We start from the raw sequence: 17,112 nt of genomic DNA, 5'->3' as shown, positions 1-17,112 counted from the left end.
GCATCAAGTAGAAAGGGCTCTTTGCGGTCGTTCGCTGCGTTCTGCACGAAGGTCTGTTTTCAATGTTGGTCCAGGTGGTGTGCAATGATCAAAGCCATCTGACTGTCGCGACCAAGCTCAGCCGAGTGTCTTCGCCGTTGCATCACGCAATGCGCTAAGTTCGTCCAAAGTTTCATCAAGCTGTTTGCGTTGCTCGGTAAGTTCGATCATTTGCCGATCCGCCATCGAAATCCATTCGCGCATTTGCGCTTGGGTGCCTTCGTTTTCATAGATCATCAGCCATTGCCGGATATCTTCGAGCGAAAATCCAAAGCGCCGCCCACGCAAAATCAGGGTCATCCTTGCCAGTTCTTTTGCGCCATAAAAGCGTGATCGCCCTTCTTTTTCCGGGGTCAGCAATTCGATATATTCATAATAACGCAGCGTCCGCGGCGTCACATCGAATTGTGCACACATCTCTTTGAATGAAAGGCGTTTATCCGGCATCGCGATCTCCCTTCTGTTAGCGTAACGGTTGTTTGCCGGTCGGGCAACGGGGTCTGTGACGTAAGTTGACGATCTGCTCTTGCGGATAGGGCGCGGCCCGTTGACAATTGCGGCCAATCAGATTGCAAGGAATCCCTATGGCAGATGAACAGCCCAAAGATCGCACCAAGATCGCACGCCAATTCATCGAAGCAATTCCCCATGCGAAAGTCTTGGGGATGAAGTTGACGCAGATTGGCGATGCCCGCGCAGAGATCGCCATGCCCTATGACGCGCGGCTGGTTGGCGACCCTGAAACGGGGGTCATCCATGGCGGGGCGGTATCTGCGCTGATGGATACCTGTAGTGGGGCGGCGGTGATGGTCCATCCAGAGGCCCCAATCGCGACAGCGACGCTTGATCTACGGATCGATTATATGCGTGCGGCCAACCCTGGCGATCAGATCACCACCCGCGCTGAATGCTATCATATTGCGCGCTCGGTCGCTTTTGTGCGTGCGACGGCCTATGATAATGATTTTGATCGCCCGGTTGCGACCGCAACAGGCGCGTTCACAGTAGAAAGGGCCCCGGTATGAGACGCCCTGAACCTGTGCAGATCGTCAAACAACGCCGCGATGCAGCTTTGCAAAGGCTTGTCGCGGGTGTGCCTTATATCCAATTCCTTGGTATCGAAATTGATCGGCGCGGAGATGAGCTAACCGGTGTTTTGCCTTATGATGAGAAACTGATCGGCAACCCGATGTTGCCTGCGCTGCATGGCGGAGTTACGGCAGCGTTTCTAGAGGTCACCGCGATTATGGAACTAACATGGTCGATGACCTGGGAGGACATGGAAGCAGGCAAAATCACCGATGATGCCCCGCGGGTCGTGCTGCCTAAGACCATCGATTTTACCGTTGACTACCTGCGCACGGGCTTGCCTCGTGATGCCTATGCGCGCGCACGTGTTACCCGATCCGGCCGTCGCTATGCGTCGGTGAACGTCGAAGCCTGGCAGGATAATCGTACCCGTCTGTTTGCCCAAGCAACCGGGCATTTCTTGATGCCGCAACGCGATGTCTGACGCCGCCCGATTAACCCATCGTCGGGTTCTGACTATTGCCGTGCCGATCGTTCTTTCCAACGCGACGGTGCCGATCCTTGGTGTCGTTGACACGGGCGTGGTCGGCCAAATGGGCGAGGCGGCACCAATTGGCGCCGTGGGCATCGGTGCGATTATTCTTACGGCGATCTATTGGATTTTCGGGTTCTTGCGGATGGGGACATCGGGGCTGACCGCGCAAGCCGTTGGTGCCAAGAACCACCCAGAGGTCGCGGCACTGCTGACCCGGTCGCTCATCATTGGGCTTGGTGCGGGCTTTGTGATTATCGCGCTACAAGCCTTGCTCTTTGCAGGGGCGTTCCGCGTATCCCCTGCCACGCCAGAGGTCGAAGGGCTTGCCCGGCAATATATGGCGATCCGGGTCTGGTCGGCACCCGCGATGATCGCGCTTTATGGCATAACGGGCTGGCTGATCGGGCAGGAACGCACAGGCGCGGTTTTCGCGATCCAACTGTTGATGAATGGCATCAATATTGGGCTGGACCTGCTGTTTGTCCTGCAATTTGACTGGGGTGTGCCGGGGGTGGCTTGGGCAACATTTATAGCTGAATGGGCAGGGGTCGTGCTGGGGCTTTGGCTGTGCCGGGCCGCGTTCCGGGTGCCTGACTGGCGCGACTGGGCGCGTGTGTTGGACCGCGCGCGTTTGACCAATATGGCGGCTGTGAATTCTGACATCATGATCCGGTCGGTGCTGTTGCAGGCGATATTCGTCAGTTTCTTGTTCTTTGGCGCGAGTTTCGGCGAAGTTCAGCTGGCCGCGAACCATATTCTTTTGCAATTCCTCGAAGTCACGGCCTATGCGATGGATGGCTTCGCTGTCGCAGCGGAGGCGCTTGTTGGGAATGCGCTAGGTGCGCGATCACGCAGCGCTTTGCGACGCAGTGCTTTGCTCACCACGTTGTGGGGTGGGGTGGTCGGCTTTGTTTTGGCGATCTGTTTTGCCGTCTTTGGTACGGCTATCATCGCGATCATGGCTAAGAATATTCCAGTGCAAGAGGCCGCGGCGACCTATCTGCCCTATATGGTAGCCGCCCCCATCGTAGGTGTCGTTGCATGGATGATGGACGGAATATTTATCGGGGCCACGCGCACCAAAGACATGCGTAACATGATGATCCTTTCGACGATCGTCTACTTTGTCGCTGTCATCCCATTGATGCAGATATTCGGCAATCACGGGCTTTGGATCGGTTTTTTGATTAGCTTTGTCGTGCGGGGCGCGACGCTGGCTGCAAAGTACCCCGCGCTGGAAGCCGCGTCAGAGCCAATCAGCCCGACCTGATCCCACGGCTTCAGCCACATTTGAAAACCCGTCACGCGCGAGCAAATCATCTAGCCCGCGCGTGATCTCATCCACCAGTGAAACGCCACAGTAGACCAAAGCGGTATAAAGCTGCACAGCGGACGCGCCCGCGCGGATTTTTTGATAGGCTTGTTCGGCACTGCCCACGCCACCCACGCCGATAATCGGCTGATCGGTCATGCCGGACAGCCGTGCGAGCGTGCGTGTCGATTTTTCAAACAAAGGCTGCCCCGAAAGCCCGCCCTTTTCAGCGGCATGCGGCCCATGCAACCCAATGCGATCCAGCGTGGTGTTTGTCGCGATGATCGCGGAAATGCCAGACGTATTGGCGACCTCGGCGACTTCGGCCAGTTCATCGCCGGTCAGATCAGGTGCGATTTTCAGAAATACGGGGATTTGCGTTGTCAGCGCTGCGCGGGCCTCCATCACGCCGGAAAGGAGCGCTGCAAGAGCAGCCTTGCCTTGTAGGTCGCGCAGTTTTTCTGTGTTTGGGGACGATACGTTTACGGTCGCGAAATCCACATGCGGGCCGCAGTGGGTCAGTACGGTTGCGAAATCTGCTGCACGGTCCGAACTGTCTTTGTTTGCCCCAAGGTTCAGGCCCACAATGCGTCCCGTTGGGCGCTGAGACACGCGCGCACCAATGGCGTCCATACCTTCGTTGTTGAACCCAAAACGGTTAATCGCCGCGCGGTCTTCGGTCAGGCGAAAGAGTCGCGGTTTGGGGTTTCCCGGTTGCGGACGGGGGGTTGCTGCGCCAACCTCAAGAAACCCAAAACCAGTGCGGCCAAGTGCGGCAAGCGCTGTCGCGTTTTTGTCAAACCCAGCGGCCAACCCAATGGGATTGGGGAGGTCAAGACCGGCAACAGATGTCCGTAAACGATCCGTTGAATACGGGCCGCCACGTGGGCCAAACCCGGTATTGAGCGCCTTGAGAGCAAGCCCATGTGCCGTTTCAGAATCGAGCTTCGCGAATGCCTTAAGGCCGATGGTTTCAAGCAGTTTCATGTCAAATCCGGGAATTGATGTACGCCGTCAACTAGCGGTAATGGCGCATCCCAAAGAATGTCGTCCATACGCAAGTTGCGGTAAAGATGGGGGAATAATACGCCTGCGCGCGCAGGTTCCCATTTGAGCAGGTCAAGCGCATCGGCATCAAGAGCAAGCAGCACGAGCCCATCGACACCCGCGAAATATTTCGCCGCCGTCTCGGCCACGGTTTCGTCCGTCGAAAAATGCACATAGCCATCAGTGACATCAATCGGCGCACCTTGGGTTTCGCCAGTGGCTTGCAGATCGGCCCATTCCTGAGCCCGGAATATTTTGTAAATTTGCATAGCGTTGTCATGCAGGTTGCACACAATTTGGTCAAGCATCTGTTCGAGGGGCCGATATCCGCGATGTTAACGTTGGGGTAAGTCGGCATTCTCGCAAAGATATTTGACTCTGTACTTTGCCAGCGGCAAGCTGCGTCCATTCCAACCTGGGGACTGAAACAATGATTTCACGTATTATGACAACAACCTGTGCGCTTGCGCTGACGGCGGGGGCGGCTGCGGCCGACTATTCGCTGACTATCTTGCACACCAATGATTTCCACGCGCGCTTTGAGCCGATTAGCAAATATGATTCTGGCTGCTCGTCCGAAGATAACGCTGCTGGCGAATGCTTTGGCGGGACCGCGCGCCTGATTACGGCCGTGGCTGACGCGCGTGCACGTAGCAACAACAGCATCCTTGTCGATGGCGGTGACCAATTCCAAGGCACGCTGTTCTACACCTACTATAAAGGTGCGATGGCCGCTGAATTCATGAACCAGCTTGGCTATGACGCGATGACCGTGGGTAACCATGAATTCGACGATGGCCCAGAAGTGCTGCGCGGCTTTATGGATTCGCTGGATTTCCCAATCTTGATGTCCAACGCCGATGTATCAGGCGAGCCGCTGCTGGCGGACGTGTTGATGAAATCAACCGTGATCGAACAAGGCGGCGAACAGATCGGCCTGATCGGTCTGACACCGCAAGACACGGATGAACTGGCAAGCCCAGGCGACAACATCATCTTCACGGACCCGTCAGAGGCCGTGCAAGGCGAAGTTGACAAGCTGACCGAAGACGGCGTGAACAAAATCATCGTGCTATCGCATTCTGGCTATGTTGTTGACCAATTGGTTGCTGCAAATACCACAGGCGTTGATGTGATCGTTGGCGGTCACTCGAACACTTTGCTGGGTGATATGGACGGCGCTGCTGGGTCTTACCCAACGATGGTTGGTGATACGGCAATCGTGCAGGCCTATGCTTACGGCAAGTTCTTGGGCGAGCTGAATGTCACATTTGACGACGCTGGTGTTCTGACCGAAGCCGCAGGTGCGCCTTTACTTATCGATGGCACCGTTGCCGAAGACGCGAACGCGGTTGCGCGGATCGCCGAATTGGCGGAGCCACTTGAAGAAATCCGTAACAAAGTTGTGGCCGTTGCAGCCGAAGCCATCGAAGGGAACCGTGACGTTTGCCGCGCAATGGAATGTTCCGGCGGAAACTTGATCGCCGACGCAATGCTTGACCGCGTTGCGGACCAAGGCGTCAGCATCGCCATCGCTAACTCTGGCGGTATCCGTGCGAGCATTGATGCAGGCGACGTGACCATGGGCGAAGTGCTGACCGTACTGCCATTCCAAAACACGCTGTCCACATTCAGTGTTACCGGTGAAACAGTTGTTGCGGCGCTTGAAAACGGTGTGAGTCAGATTGAGGAAGGCGCTGGGCGCTTCCCGCAAGTTGCTGGGATCACATTCACTGTTGACGCATCCGCCGAAGCAGGCAGCCGCGTATCTGACGTGATGGTTGGTGGCGAAGCTATTGACCTGGCTGCGACATACGGGCTGGTTTCCAACAACTACGTGCGTAACGGTGGCGACGGCTATGCGATGTTCAAAGACGCATCCGACGCCTATGACTTCGGCCCTGATCTGGCCGATGTCACAGCGGAATACCTCGCTGAAAACGCGCCTTACGCGCCCTACACTGATGGCCGTATTACGCTCAAGTAAAGCGACCAAGCTGAAAGTTTGACGCGCCGCTAGGGAACTGGTGGCGCGTTTTTTGTAGCCAAACTATTTACGATATGTGTGATGAAATTATTTACTATCATTTCTTGCATTTTTATCGTCGCCATATTGGTGTGGAACAACATTAAGCAGGTAACGCCATCGGACTTTCGAAAGCGGCGTATATCGATATAGAGCGCCGGAAACATTTCTCCCCGCGCGAATACCATTCAGCTGACCCAACTTTCGGACTTTTCTTTTGGATGTATTTTGGCGACCCGTCGTACAATGGCACGCGATACCTCGAATTCGAAATGAACGACGAAAATGGCGACGTGCAGGCTGCGGGGTTGCAATTCATTGACGTCAACAAAGTCTATGACAACCCGGATTTTCGTGAAGTGGTTTTAGCAATTGAGATTGATGGCCAAAGTTACGAGTTCCCAGAGGTTGAGCAGGGGTATGGTTTTGTAAGCACCTTCCCTCCACAATATATAGGACAGTCGAGTGAGGAGTTGTTTTTTGCGTATAAGAAAGAACGGCAACCGGGACAGACGCACTCTGGTTCAGCTATCTTGGCGGTATCTCTACCCCTATCAGAAGGGCGCGCACGAATTGCCACGCAGTTCGACCCTCTGGTCTGGAATGAAATGTTAGAGCAACTGCGACAACTCGGCTTGGATCCTGAAGAAAAGGCGAATCTTTGTCGAAGGTACCGCGATGTGTACCGGCTCATTTTCGGACGCGATTGTGAATGAGCTATTTGGTGAGACCATTTGACCGGCAGCCCGTTTCCCACGTGCTGAGACATACTTGTACCAGAAGCAGCGCCAATCGCTTTCGCCTTTCACAATTGCGGTGGACGCCGTAAGCAAACCAAACTTCGCAATTCTGAGGCACACCATGGCGCAAAAATCTACGATCTATAAAGTTGAACTTTCCGTCGCCGATATGGATCGTCACTATTACGAGACCCATAATTTGACGGTTGCCAAACACCCCTCTGAGACGGACGAGCGGTTGATGCTGCGTCTGCTGGCCTTTGCGCTGAATGCGCATGAGCAGTTGGAAATGACCAAGGGTATTTCAACAGATGACGAGCCAGACATTTGGCAAAAAAGCCTGAGCGGTGAGCTAGATCTATGGATCGCGCTGGGCCTGCCGAGCGAGAAGATCATCCGGCAATCCTGCGGCAAGGCCAAGGACGTGGTCATCTATTGCTACGGCGGTAGAACTGCGCCGGGCTGGTGGGAGAAGATCCAAAACAAGACCACCCGCTTTGACAACCTACGGGTTGTTAACATCTTGGATCGAGACCTTAGCGCCTTGGGTAGCCTTGCCAACCGGTCCATGAAAATGCAGGTGAATATCCAAGACGGTGACGTGATGGTCAGCATCAACGACAACATCATTTACGTCACGCCCGAGGAATGGAAAAGCGCGGGCTAGGTGTGGATCAGGGAGATCCCTGTCCGCGCGATACTGTGTAAGGACAGAGCTCTTTACCGGAGATTTGGCCGTTATCTGAGGGCTATCGGCTTTGATGCTGTTCCAGTTGGCGGCCTCAAACCAACGTGGCGCACGCAAGCTATCGCACTGATCTGTCAATCATTGCCGAACAGCGCACAAGCGCACACGGCAACCCCACCAGCAAGTCAGTTAGCTATTGCGCAGCAATTTTAGGTTGTTAATTATTTATCAGACTTATCCATGATAGACTAATTTTGACGAACGAGGCGAATGCGCGGTGAGAGAATTCTATAATCCTCTGAACGAAAAAGAAAAAGTTGCAGGAAAAATCCGTGGCCCTGTTGATAATTGGAACGTCAAAGGGCGTTTGCATGTCGGGTACCACAGTTCAATCAACGGTCGTCTTAAGGTGCGGGGGCAGGTTTATATTGGGCGGTATTGTGCGATTGGTGATGAGTGTCGCCTATTTTCGACAAGCCACCACCCACAGGTAATAAACCTGCAAATATGGTTGCAAACCGAAGTGGGGGCGAGCGTTGCCGGAGATACGAAGGGACCCATAAAAATTGGCAACAACGTGTGGATTGGTGACAACGTGTCGGTCATGTCTGGTGTCACCGTGGGGGACGGTGCAATTCTTGCCGCAGGATCCGTCGTTACAAGAGATGTCGCGCCCTATTCTATTGTTGCAGGGTCTGCAGCGCGGCATGTGCGCTACCGCTTTTGCGAAAACGTGCGCAAGCAACTCGCGGCCATCCAATGGTGGAACTGGGATGAGGACCGTCTGAAAAGAAACACTAAATTCTTTGATCTGGTGCTGGACCCGGAAACTGATGTCGATCTGTCAAAAACGATCGTGGATTAACGCGGATATCCGGGCCACCGAAAATGCAGCGCCCCGCTGCCCCAAGCGCAATTGCGCAAACAGCTGTCTTGACCTCCTATCAAAGGTGAATTATCGACCCCGCACAGTGCGCGGGCGTTGTGTAATGATAAGACCTCAGCCTTCCAAACAGGTGATCTGAGTTTCATGGTGTATCACCGAGTCCCTTAGTGTTTATTTTTGTTGACTTATTTCTTGCATTGGGTCGCACTGAGTATCACTACTATTCAGTTCATCCCGACAAAATATGTCAAAGCTATCTAAAACATTTGCGAGCAGACTTTCCAATGCGAAAGCCGGTACTGACAAGTATTGGGATGCAAAAATCAAAGGGCTGGTGCTCTTTGTGGGGAAGCGTTCCAAGACCTGGTGTTTTCAGAAAGACTTTGGTGGTCAGACCAAGCGTATTCTGATTGGTCGGTTTCCAATCATTTCAGCACAGGCTGCGCGGCAAACGGCGCTTGGGTTTGCTCTGGAGATGGGGAGAGGGGCAGGGAAACCTGACGCCGATGGAATTCTTGCAGAGAAAGGTGATGGACAAGATGGCCGCTTAAGGTCACAGATTTAAACCCAAGGACTCCGCGCAAAGCTGGAGGGAACTTGGCGCGCAGGTCAGTGTATGGAAAGGTAACTGCCGAACGTTTGGTGCACGTTTATAGCACGTTGAGAAAAATATTTGTTAGAAACGACGGAAGTTTCCGCGGCGTCCGTTCAAACGAAAGTACGCTCACCAACTGGACACGTTCATGTCACACCTTTCACGCAATCCGGATCGCTTTAGTCGCTCTAGCGCATGGCGTGACGTCTAGGGCCAGATTTACAGACTTATTGCTGACTACATTTCAAATGGCGTTGCAAATTTAGGAGCTAAGAAGACTTTGAAAAGATCAATTGCAGTTATTCTTTCGCTGGCATTCCTCGCGGGCTCATACGCGTTCGCCTTTGGTGTTCCCAAATCGGTCGCCTTGATATTCAGCAGCGCACCGGTTGAAAATGCAGCCCCCTCCCGTGGCGAAAACACCGGCCCGCGTGGGCAGGGGCGGGCGACGGCTGTTGTTCTTACCTCACTAGAGGAAAGCCAGTACACGCTCACCCTGCGCGCGGTTGGCAGCGCGGTTTCACTGCGCCGCGCTGATGTCGTTGCGACGGAGGCTGGCGAAGTCGTTGAGACCACGCTCCACGCGAATACATTGGTTGAACGGGGCGATGTGATCCTGCGACTGGATGATCGCACCGAGCGCTTGTCTCTCGAAATCGCCCAAGCCAACCGAGATCAGGCTCAGGCCACCGTCACCCGCTACGAAGGTCTCCACAACACGGGCAGCACTGTCGTGACCGACGTTGCCCTGTCCGAAGCCGAGGTGGCGCTTCGGCTGGCTGAAGCAAATGTCGGTTTGGCAGAAGTCGCGCTGGACAACCGAACGATCGTCGCACCGATTTCAGGCCGCCTAGGGTTGAGCGACGTCAACGTCGGGGATCGCCTGTCCAATGATGACGTGATCGTAACGATCGATGACGCCACGACCTTGCTCGCCGAATTCGAAGTCCCGGAACGTTCAATTGGATTGTTGATGGAAGGCAAAGCCGTGTCTGTGTCAACGCCGACCTACGCAGGCCGTGTGTTTGAGGGTACTATCACAGCCTTTGACAGCCGTCTGGACAGCATCACTCGCAGTGCCACGGTGCAGGCCGAAATCGACAACGTAGACGGGTTGTTGCTGTCGGGCATGACGTTTGCAGTGCGAATGCTGGAGGAAACCGATCCGTTGCCCGTTCTGCCATCCACGGCGATCACATGGGACCGCACGGGTGCTGGAATTTGGGTCGCTGTTGACGGCACAACCCGCCGCGTGCCGGTCACTATCCGGTATCGCGACGGTGATCGGGTCTGGATTGAAACGGACACGCCTGTCGGATCGCAAATTGTAACCGAAGGCGCGTCAAAACTGCGCGACGGATCACAAATCACGACAGCACAAACAGGCGAAGGCGCATGAGTTTCGAAAAGAGAGCACATAAGGCCGGTTTTGCCGACATTTTCGTCGCACGGCCCATCTTTGGTATCGTCCTGAATTTGCTTATTATTATTGCCGGACTTGCGGCACTGAGCAGTGTCGATATTCGTGAAATGCCCGATGTGGACCAGCCGGTTTTGTCCGTGCGGACCACCTATGACGGTGCAGTGGCCGCGACAGTGGACTCTGAGGTGACACAGGTTCTTGAGGATGCACTGAGCGCCCTTGAGGGCATGTCCTACATTGAATCGACGTCCAGCACCGGATCAAGCCGTATCACAATCGACCTGTCGGACGGCACTGACGTGGACATCGCGGCCAATGAGGCGCGTGAAATCGTCTCCGACACGCTGCGCTCTCTGCCTGACGATATAGACGACCCCAGTGTCAGTAAGGCCGATAGCAACTCGGACGCTATTATCCGCCTCGCGCTGTTGGGCGATGCCAGTTTTGATGATCTCACCCAGATTGCCGAAGGCGCAGTCTACGAACGTCTGTCTTTGATCGACGGCATCGCCGAAGTCACCGTGCGCGGCAATCGTGCCAACGAATTTCGCGTTGCCGTGAGTATGCCATCCCTGCTGAGCCGTGGACTGACGATCTTTGATGTCTCCGCCGCCTTGGAACAACTGCGTGACGACACCGCATTGGGCTCGCTCTCGACGCAATCACAGACTCTCGCGCTACGGGTTGGCAATGAAGATGTCACCGTCGAGGCTATCAACGAATTGCCAATCAACGACACGACCCAAGTGGCCGATGTCGCCTTCGTTCAACTGATCCCCGAAGACAGCAGCGTCTACGCGCGCGTGAATGGGGAAACCGCAGTTGGCCTTGATATCACACGGCAATCTGTCGGTAACACGTTGGAAATATCCCGCGACGTTGGCACTGCCGTAGAAGAATTGCGCAGCCAGCTGCCTGAGGGCGTGCAACTGTTGGTCACGTCAGACGACGGGATTTTCATCGAGGGATCTATCAACGAAGTTGTAAAATCCATTTTGATGGCGACGGCAATTGTGATTGCTGTGATTTTCCTGTTCTTGCGCTCCCCTCGCGCGACGTTGATCCCCGCGATCACGATACCCGTGGCCCTGATCGGCACTTTGGCGGCAATCTGGCTGACGGGGTTTTCCGTCAATACGATTAGCCTCTTGGCGTTGGTTCTGGCGACAGGGATGGTCGTGGATGATGCGATTGTTGTGATCGAAAACATCGTACGCAAACGCAAATCCGGCATGGGTGCTTTTGCTGCGGCCGCTGCGGGCACGAACGAAGTGTTCTTTGCGGTCATTTCTACAACCGCAACATTGGCAGCTGTTTTCATCCCGATTTCGTTCTTGCCCGGACAGGCAGGTGGCGTATTTTCCGAGTTCGGTTTTGTGCTGGCATTTGCCGTGACGCTGTCGTCAATCACTGCCTTGACGCTCGCGCCGGTCCTCGCCGCGTTACTGGACCCAGGCAAAGCGCAGGTCAACACGGACGCCGCGCCGGGCCGCCTTGCCCGCAGCTTTGACATCGTGATGGATTACGCCATTCGAACCCCGCTTATCGTTCTCGCCATGGCCATTGGTTTTACCATGATTGCGGTTGGGGCAGCCACTAGTTTGCCCTCGACTGTGACGCCCGACGAAGACCGGGGTTTCTTTCTTGTGCAAGCGCGCGGTGCGTCGGACACGACTGTTGAATACCTCGACACGCAAGTCGTACTGGTCGAAGACATCCTCGCGCCCCATCAAGCAAACGGCCAGATCGAAGCGGTGCAAAGCATCATTGGCGTGGGGGGCGGTACGAGTGCCTTTATCGTCGTGCGTCTTCCCGATTGGGCCGAACGCGACTTTACCCAACAAGAACTGATCGCAGACATCAGCGGTCAGCTGTCGTCGGTCCCCGGTGTGCAAGTCAGCGCGCGGTCCACCAATAGCCTTAATATTCGCGGAGCGGGCGGCGGGCTTGGCTTTGCGGTCACGGGCACGAACCTGGCCAATATGACTGAGGCGGCCGACAGCCTTATTGCGGCGATGTCGCAAGACGACACGTTCGTGAACCCGCAATTGTCCAACGACAGTGTGGACGCACAATTGGAAGTGACCGTGGATGACACCGCAGCGGGTGACATGGGGCTCAACAGCGCGGACGTCACCAGCCTCGTGCGCGCACTGGTGCAGGGCGACGTCGCCGTCAGCGTTTTTGCCGATGACACCGAAGTCGACGTGAATGTCGTGCCCGGTGGCCCGCCCATCGACGATCCGTCTGACATTGCCTCAATGTCCATCCGACTGGACAGCGGTTCCTACATTCCGTTGTCCGCCGTCGCCTCGCTGGAGACGGTCGTCAGCGAAGCCCAGATCGAACGTTTGGGCGGCGCATTGTCGGTCTCTTTGCAGGCCAATCTGGGCGAAGGTGTCGACCTATCAACCGCAATGGAACACCTGCTGGAGATTGCCGACGAAGTCTTGCCAGACGGCATGGGAATTACCTTTACAGGTGAAGCTGCAACGCTGGATGACACGGCGGCAGGCATGTATGCGGTCTTTGGCGTGGCCTTGATCGTCGTGCTACTGGTGCTTTCTGCGCAATTCGAAAGCTTTGCCAGTGCGGTCGTCATCATGATGACAGTCCCATTCGGCCTGGCCGCTGCGGTGTTGGCGATTTCGATCACAGGAGGGTCGCTGAATTACTACAGCCAGATCGGTCTGGTGATGCTGATCGGCGTGATGGCGAAAAACGGCATCCTAATCGTCGAATTCGCAAACCAGTTGCGCGAAGCAGGCGAAGACATCGATAGCGCCATCCGCAGCGCTTTGCGCCTACGCATCCGGCCCGTCATGATGACAATGGTGTCCACAGTTTTTGGCGGTTTGCCTCTGATCCTGACATCAGGCGCAGGCGCGGAAGCCCGCATCGCCGTAGGATGGGTGATTGTGGGGGGCTTGGGTTTTGCAACCGTGTTCACCCTGTTCCTGACGCCGATCTTCTATCGTTGGATTGCCGTCTGGGGGGGGGCACCGGGAGCGGCTGCAAAACGGCTCCGCACAGAAACCGATGCGAGTCCCGTTCATATCTAACGGACGTCACGTGACATTAGGCAAAAGACATGCAGGCGGGGCGGATACGCTCGCGATAACGTTGACGGTACACTTTTTGCGATAGTTTTTTGCTTTTCTAAGCGAGTATAGGTGGGCCCGTTTGTTTATGTGTTCTACGGTGTCATCCTACCTAGCAAGTTTTGCTGGAACGTTTTGGCCGTGGATGTTGGGTCTTGATTGGGATCCAATACGGTTGTGTGCACCACGCCTTCCGGGCGGGGTGTTATGATATGAACATACATCCCAAAATCCGAAGATGCTTCTCTTAGGTAGTGGGTTTCGCCATCGGTCGCATACGGCACATAGCTGTCATATTCATATTCTTGCTTCTCGTCGGCTTGCGGCACGTAGATATTATACGTAACCGTGCGCTGCCCCAATACGCCATCTTCGAACATGGTCCACGTGCAGGTTGAAATACCACGTGCACCCGGAGCGACAGTTGCTTGGTCACCAGCATTGAACGCAGAACGAATATCGTCATCGGTCCAAACCCCACAAGCTTCGAACGGGACAGATAATGCGCGCGCCTGAGGCTCAATATCTACCGCTGCGCCCATGCGACGTGCGATTTCGTCGGCCGCAGGACGCATTAAAATAGCGTCAGTTTTGAATCCGAAATACTGGATAAAGACCAGTTTTCCGACTTGTTCAAAGCTGTAGGCAAAGGGCAACTGCGTGTCCCAAGCGGTATCGTTCAGAACAGTTGCATTGGTCCCGGGGCCGTCTTGTGGGATCAAAATTGGATCATGGCCCGTATTCAGCTGGCGTTCCGATACAGGCCGCGCTCCGGCCAAATCTTCAACCGAGACCGTGATCGTAAAGCCTGCATTATAAGCCCACTGACAGATTGTGTTTGAGACCTCTTGACGGGTGATTTCAAAATCGGTTTGAACGCTGGCGATGATGGTTTCATCAGACACAAACGGACATGCCGCAATTTCGTTCATCGTAGCCGTTTGCCCGGTCGCGTCGGCAAAAGAGATTGGAGTGCTTGTTAACGACGTGTCCGCGCTTGCGTGCTGACCCGAAGCCCCAAGTGCTAGCGCACTGATGAAAACCGCTTTACTGGACCGACTAATCATTTGATTTTCCTTATTTCTAATTCGGCCACCTAGGGACTAAATGTGCTGGCGATACAGATATCGGCGTTGAACGGGCGGAGCCGTGGACCGCCCCTGTCGTGGTCGACCCCAAGAAACCAGCCTTCACTGTTTGCGTTCGAGAAGACTGTTGTCGACGGCAGGCCGATAATTTGAAGTTCTCCGTCTACAGGTCCCAATTGAAAGGTGTTGTCTGGTCCGCAACGGATCGATGGCCGAGTCGAGAATTCTGGGACTTCAAAGGCAATAGTAACGCTGCCGTTACTACGGCGGCCGCAGACACGTTGTCCAACACAATCCAAATCCTGTGCAGAAATTGTCAGATAAACCTGGCGACCAGCACCTTCAGAAGTAATGCTCCTATCTGTGTTCGCATGGACCCACATTTGCGTTGTGTCATTCGGGCGCCGGTCGGATGCGGTGAACACATGTTGCCCAACCCGTACGGGGAAGTAGCGGTCGCCACCCACGATCCCGCCTTCATTGATTAGATAGAGTTCGGTGCCGGTGTAGGTTAATCTATCGTACTGCTGGCCGGCCTGAGGATCGAAATATCGCAGTTCGACGGTCATCCTGTGCAATTCGCCAACACCATCTGAATCGCCGGCCTCTAATACTTCGAAGCGGTTTAAGTTACGCACTTCCACTCTATAGATGTCGGGCCCAGAGCCCAAGTTATGTTGGCCCGTGCGATCTTGCGCCACAGTTGACGTGCACAGTGCCGATAGGGCAAGGGCGGCCAGGCCGCGGTGAAATTGTTTATACACGATATACATCCATATTTCTTTGAATTCTGTTAATCGTCGATCTGCGTAGGGCGTTCAGAGACCAAGAATCGGGTAAGCGTCGGTGAAGCTTCTGCGATCAAAGGTTGTTCCACCATCCGGACCAAAGTTAAACGTTGCACCAATCCGGAAGAAGTTTTCATCTTCAGTGAGGCCCATGAAACCAAACTGGGCATTGCCGACGCTAGCGTAAAACGCCGCACCGTTTTCGAGTGCATATTCAGCACCGATTTCCAGCACATTGGCGAAGACATCGGTGTCATTGGCATCCGCGCGCTCAAAAGAACCTATCGCCGAGAAGCCGTTTCCGAAACCGTAGCTCCCTGCGACACCGAAAATTGTTATGGTATCACCCGTAATATCAGATGAGCCGATAAAGGCCTGTCCTTCGACGGGGCCGGAAACATAGGCGACTTCGCCACCATAGGTCGTTATGTCGTAAAATCCGGTTGTTTCCTGACCCGCAAACAATCCAAGGCTCACATCGGGGTTGATATTATAAATGCCATGCACAAAAAGACCGGTTATGGCTTCACCGAGGGCATCGGAGTTGCGCACGGTCAAGTTGCCTGCAAACGAGATTTCATTGGTGATTGCGAATTGACCCGCGGCATCAAACTTTGCCATGTCGAACTCTCTGTCGTCGTCGTTGGCAAAGCCGCTATACGATAGGTCAACCGACCCGCCTGTAAACCCCTGTGCCATTGCGCCTGTTGTGCACAGAGTGAGCGCTGCTGTTGCAAAAATAAGTTTCATTTTGTTCTCCAAGTAAAAAGTAGTGTTTTTGTAAATAATGTTTCTCTAAAATCGCGCGCTGCGATTAGCCGCCGGTCCATGCGGCGCAAACGCGGCCGTTGATCATCGCAAGTTCAACGCCAGAGTTTTCACCGCGTGCACCTAAACTGACGATGTGACCACCGCTGGTGGTATATCCAACCGTAACGGCATTGCCGCGCCCTGAAGCCGCATTGAGGGGCTCAAGCACCATGTTTGTGTTGGCCGCGCGCGTGATGCGATAGGTATTATGCGCGTTGCAGGTATTGTCCCGCCGTGCCGGAACTGGGATCGTCACAACATAAGTCACAGCACCTGTGCTTCCGCGCCGGCAAGCACGATCCCCTGCACAATCCAATTCGTGTGCGTCCACCCTGATTTCAAACCGCAGCCTCGGCCCTTCAATGTCGCCGCCCGTCAACTCTGCTGTGTGTACCCACATATTGTAGGTGTCAGTTTGGCCGTCAGTGAAGCGCTCTAGGTGAACCTCGTCATTTGGGCGTACATTAATGCTGTTTCCAGATGACGTGGTTCCGCCGTCAATACTTAAAAACGGGTTCGTTTCTGTGACGGATTGGGATTGGCCTTCGCGTCCCGTCAGGCGGACCCTGACCCAATGCATTTCACTGACGCCGTCAGTATCGCCCGATGAGGTGGCCAAAAAGCGCTCCAAATCACGCAATTCAATCCGCCATATGCCAGCACCAGACGGCATATCGTTGTTGCGCTCGCGTTCTTGAGCCTGAATGCTTGGGGCGCAAGCCAGAAGACCTACCACCGCTACAAATTTATAAAATTTATTCATTATTCGTCCGCCTATATTTCTTTTTTTAAAACTACGTCAGGCCAAGAGGCCAAAAGCTGACACCAAAAATTACCTGCGCTTTACTATGATTTGGACGACCTTGGCGTAATTGCGGGCATCGATGGTCACGATCCTGAAATCGTCTGACAACCGTTAGTCGCCCAAACATCCTGCATCTAACGTTAAATCTCTGAACCCCTTTAATGGTTGGCTAAAACGGCCGATATACCATTCTGGCGCAT

General features: G+C 54.5%; 15 protein-coding genes and 2 pseudogenes. 10 read left to right on the top strand and 7 right to left on the bottom strand.

Annotated elements, in window-relative coordinates; all coding sequences use genetic code 11:
• Positions 1-117: 117 nt before the first annotated feature.
• Positions 118-486 (bottom strand): MerR family transcriptional regulator, encoded by a 369-nt coding sequence (locus DS901_RS12515; protein ID WP_113777286.1) that lies wholly within the window; start codon positions 484-486, stop codon positions 118-120.
• A 137-nt stretch (positions 487-623) separates the two neighbouring features.
• On the opposite strand from DS901_RS12515, the gene DS901_RS12510 reads away from it, so the two are divergent.
• From DS901_RS12510 to DS901_RS12500, 3 genes are read left to right on the top strand one after another with little or no spacing between them, the layout of a single operon-like run.
• Entirely contained in the window at positions 624-1,064 is a 441-nt protein-coding gene (locus DS901_RS12510; RefSeq protein ID WP_113777285.1) for a PaaI family thioesterase, read from the top strand.
• Positions 1,061-1,552, top strand: coding sequence for a PaaI family thioesterase (locus tag DS901_RS12505; protein WP_113777284.1), 492 nt, complete (start codon positions 1,061-1,063; stop codon positions 1,550-1,552). The genes DS901_RS12510 and DS901_RS12505 overlap by 4 nt, the downstream gene beginning before the upstream one ends.
• Positions 1,545-2,873: an MATE family efflux transporter gene (locus tag DS901_RS12500; RefSeq protein ID WP_113777283.1), complete on the top strand. Its 1,329-nt coding sequence runs from the start codon at positions 1,545-1,547 to the stop codon at positions 2,871-2,873. The genes DS901_RS12505 and DS901_RS12500 overlap by 8 nt, the downstream gene beginning before the upstream one ends.
• Here DS901_RS12500 and DS901_RS12495 read toward each other — a convergent pair.
• Together DS901_RS12495 and DS901_RS12490 are read right to left on the bottom strand one after the other, a co-directional pair.
• Positions 2,850-3,902, bottom strand: coding sequence for a quinone-dependent dihydroorotate dehydrogenase (locus tag DS901_RS12495; protein ID WP_113777282.1), 1,053 nt, complete (start codon positions 3,900-3,902; stop codon positions 2,850-2,852). The genes DS901_RS12500 and DS901_RS12495 overlap by 24 nt on opposite strands.
• Positions 3,899-4,231 (bottom strand): DUF952 domain-containing protein, encoded by a 333-nt coding sequence (locus tag DS901_RS12490; RefSeq protein ID WP_113777289.1) that lies wholly within the window; start codon positions 4,229-4,231, stop codon positions 3,899-3,901. Before DS901_RS12490 ends, DS901_RS12495 begins: the two co-directional genes overlap by 4 nt.
• A 161-nt stretch (positions 4,232-4,392) precedes the next feature.
• Between DS901_RS12490 and DS901_RS12485 the strand changes: the two genes are divergently transcribed.
• The 7 genes and pseudogenes from DS901_RS12485 (at position 4,393) to DS901_RS12455 (ending at position 13,382) form a co-directional block, all read left to right on the top strand.
• The gene (locus tag DS901_RS12485; protein ID WP_113777288.1) at positions 4,393-5,949 is read left to right on the top strand and encodes a bifunctional metallophosphatase/5'-nucleotidase; all 1,557 of its coding nucleotides are present in this window, start codon (positions 4,393-4,395) and stop codon (positions 5,947-5,949) included.
• Between the two features lie 311 nt (positions 5,950-6,260).
• A complete protein-coding gene (locus DS901_RS12480) occupies positions 6,261-6,704 on the top strand; it encodes a hypothetical protein (protein ID WP_147249922.1) in 444 nt (147 codons plus the stop codon).
• Between the two features lie 145 nt (positions 6,705-6,849).
• Positions 6,850-7,395, top strand: a complete 546-nt coding sequence (locus DS901_RS12475; protein ID WP_113777287.1) for a YaeQ family protein — start codon at positions 6,850-6,852, stop codon at positions 7,393-7,395.
• 571 nt (positions 7,396-7,966) lie between these two features.
• A pseudogene (locus DS901_RS19160) lies at positions 7,967-8,111 on the top strand (DapH/DapD/GlmU-related protein); the annotation flags it as partial.
• A 435-nt stretch (positions 8,112-8,546) separates the two neighbouring features.
• A pseudogene (locus DS901_RS12465) lies at positions 8,547-8,798 on the top strand (Arm DNA-binding domain-containing protein); the annotation flags it as partial.
• 379 nt (positions 8,799-9,177) lie between these two features.
• Positions 9,178-10,296 carry an efflux RND transporter periplasmic adaptor subunit gene (locus DS901_RS12460; RefSeq protein ID WP_113777279.1) on the top strand — a complete coding sequence of 373 codons (1,119 nt, stop codon included), beginning with the start codon at positions 9,178-9,180 and terminating at the stop codon, positions 10,294-10,296.
• Positions 10,293-13,382 carry an efflux RND transporter permease subunit gene (locus tag DS901_RS12455; protein WP_113777278.1) on the top strand — a complete coding sequence of 1,030 codons (3,090 nt, stop codon included), beginning with the start codon at positions 10,293-10,295 and terminating at the stop codon, positions 13,380-13,382. The genes DS901_RS12460 and DS901_RS12455 overlap by 4 nt, the downstream gene beginning before the upstream one ends.
• A 134-nt stretch (positions 13,383-13,516) precedes the next feature.
• Here DS901_RS12455 and DS901_RS12450 read toward each other — a convergent pair whose 3' ends face one another.
• From DS901_RS12450 to DS901_RS12435, 4 genes are all read right to left on the bottom strand, one after another.
• Entirely contained in the window at positions 13,517-14,488 is a 972-nt protein-coding gene (locus tag DS901_RS12450; protein WP_147249921.1) for a hypothetical protein, read from the bottom strand.
• Positions 14,489-14,517: 29 nt separating this feature from the next.
• On the bottom strand, positions 14,518-15,273 hold the full coding sequence (locus DS901_RS12445) for a hypothetical protein (RefSeq protein WP_181820860.1): 756 nt from the start codon (positions 15,271-15,273) through the stop codon (positions 14,518-14,520).
• Between the two features lie 54 nt (positions 15,274-15,327).
• Positions 15,328-15,918 (bottom strand): porin, encoded by a 591-nt coding sequence (locus DS901_RS12440; RefSeq protein ID WP_147249920.1) that lies wholly within the window; start codon positions 15,916-15,918, stop codon positions 15,328-15,330.
• Between the two features lie 193 nt (positions 15,919-16,111).
• Entirely contained in the window at positions 16,112-16,870 is a 759-nt protein-coding gene (locus DS901_RS12435; protein ID WP_113777274.1) for a hypothetical protein, read from the bottom strand.
• Between the last annotated feature and the right edge of the window lie 242 nt (positions 16,871-17,112).

The sequence above is a fragment of the Loktanella sp. D2R18 genome, assembly GCF_003318235.1.
Taxonomy (GTDB): Bacteria; Pseudomonadota; Alphaproteobacteria; order Rhodobacterales; family Rhodobacteraceae; genus Yoonia.
The sequence above is the reverse complement of the archived record's forward strand: the minus strand, read 5'-3'. Positions and strand labels throughout refer to the sequence as shown.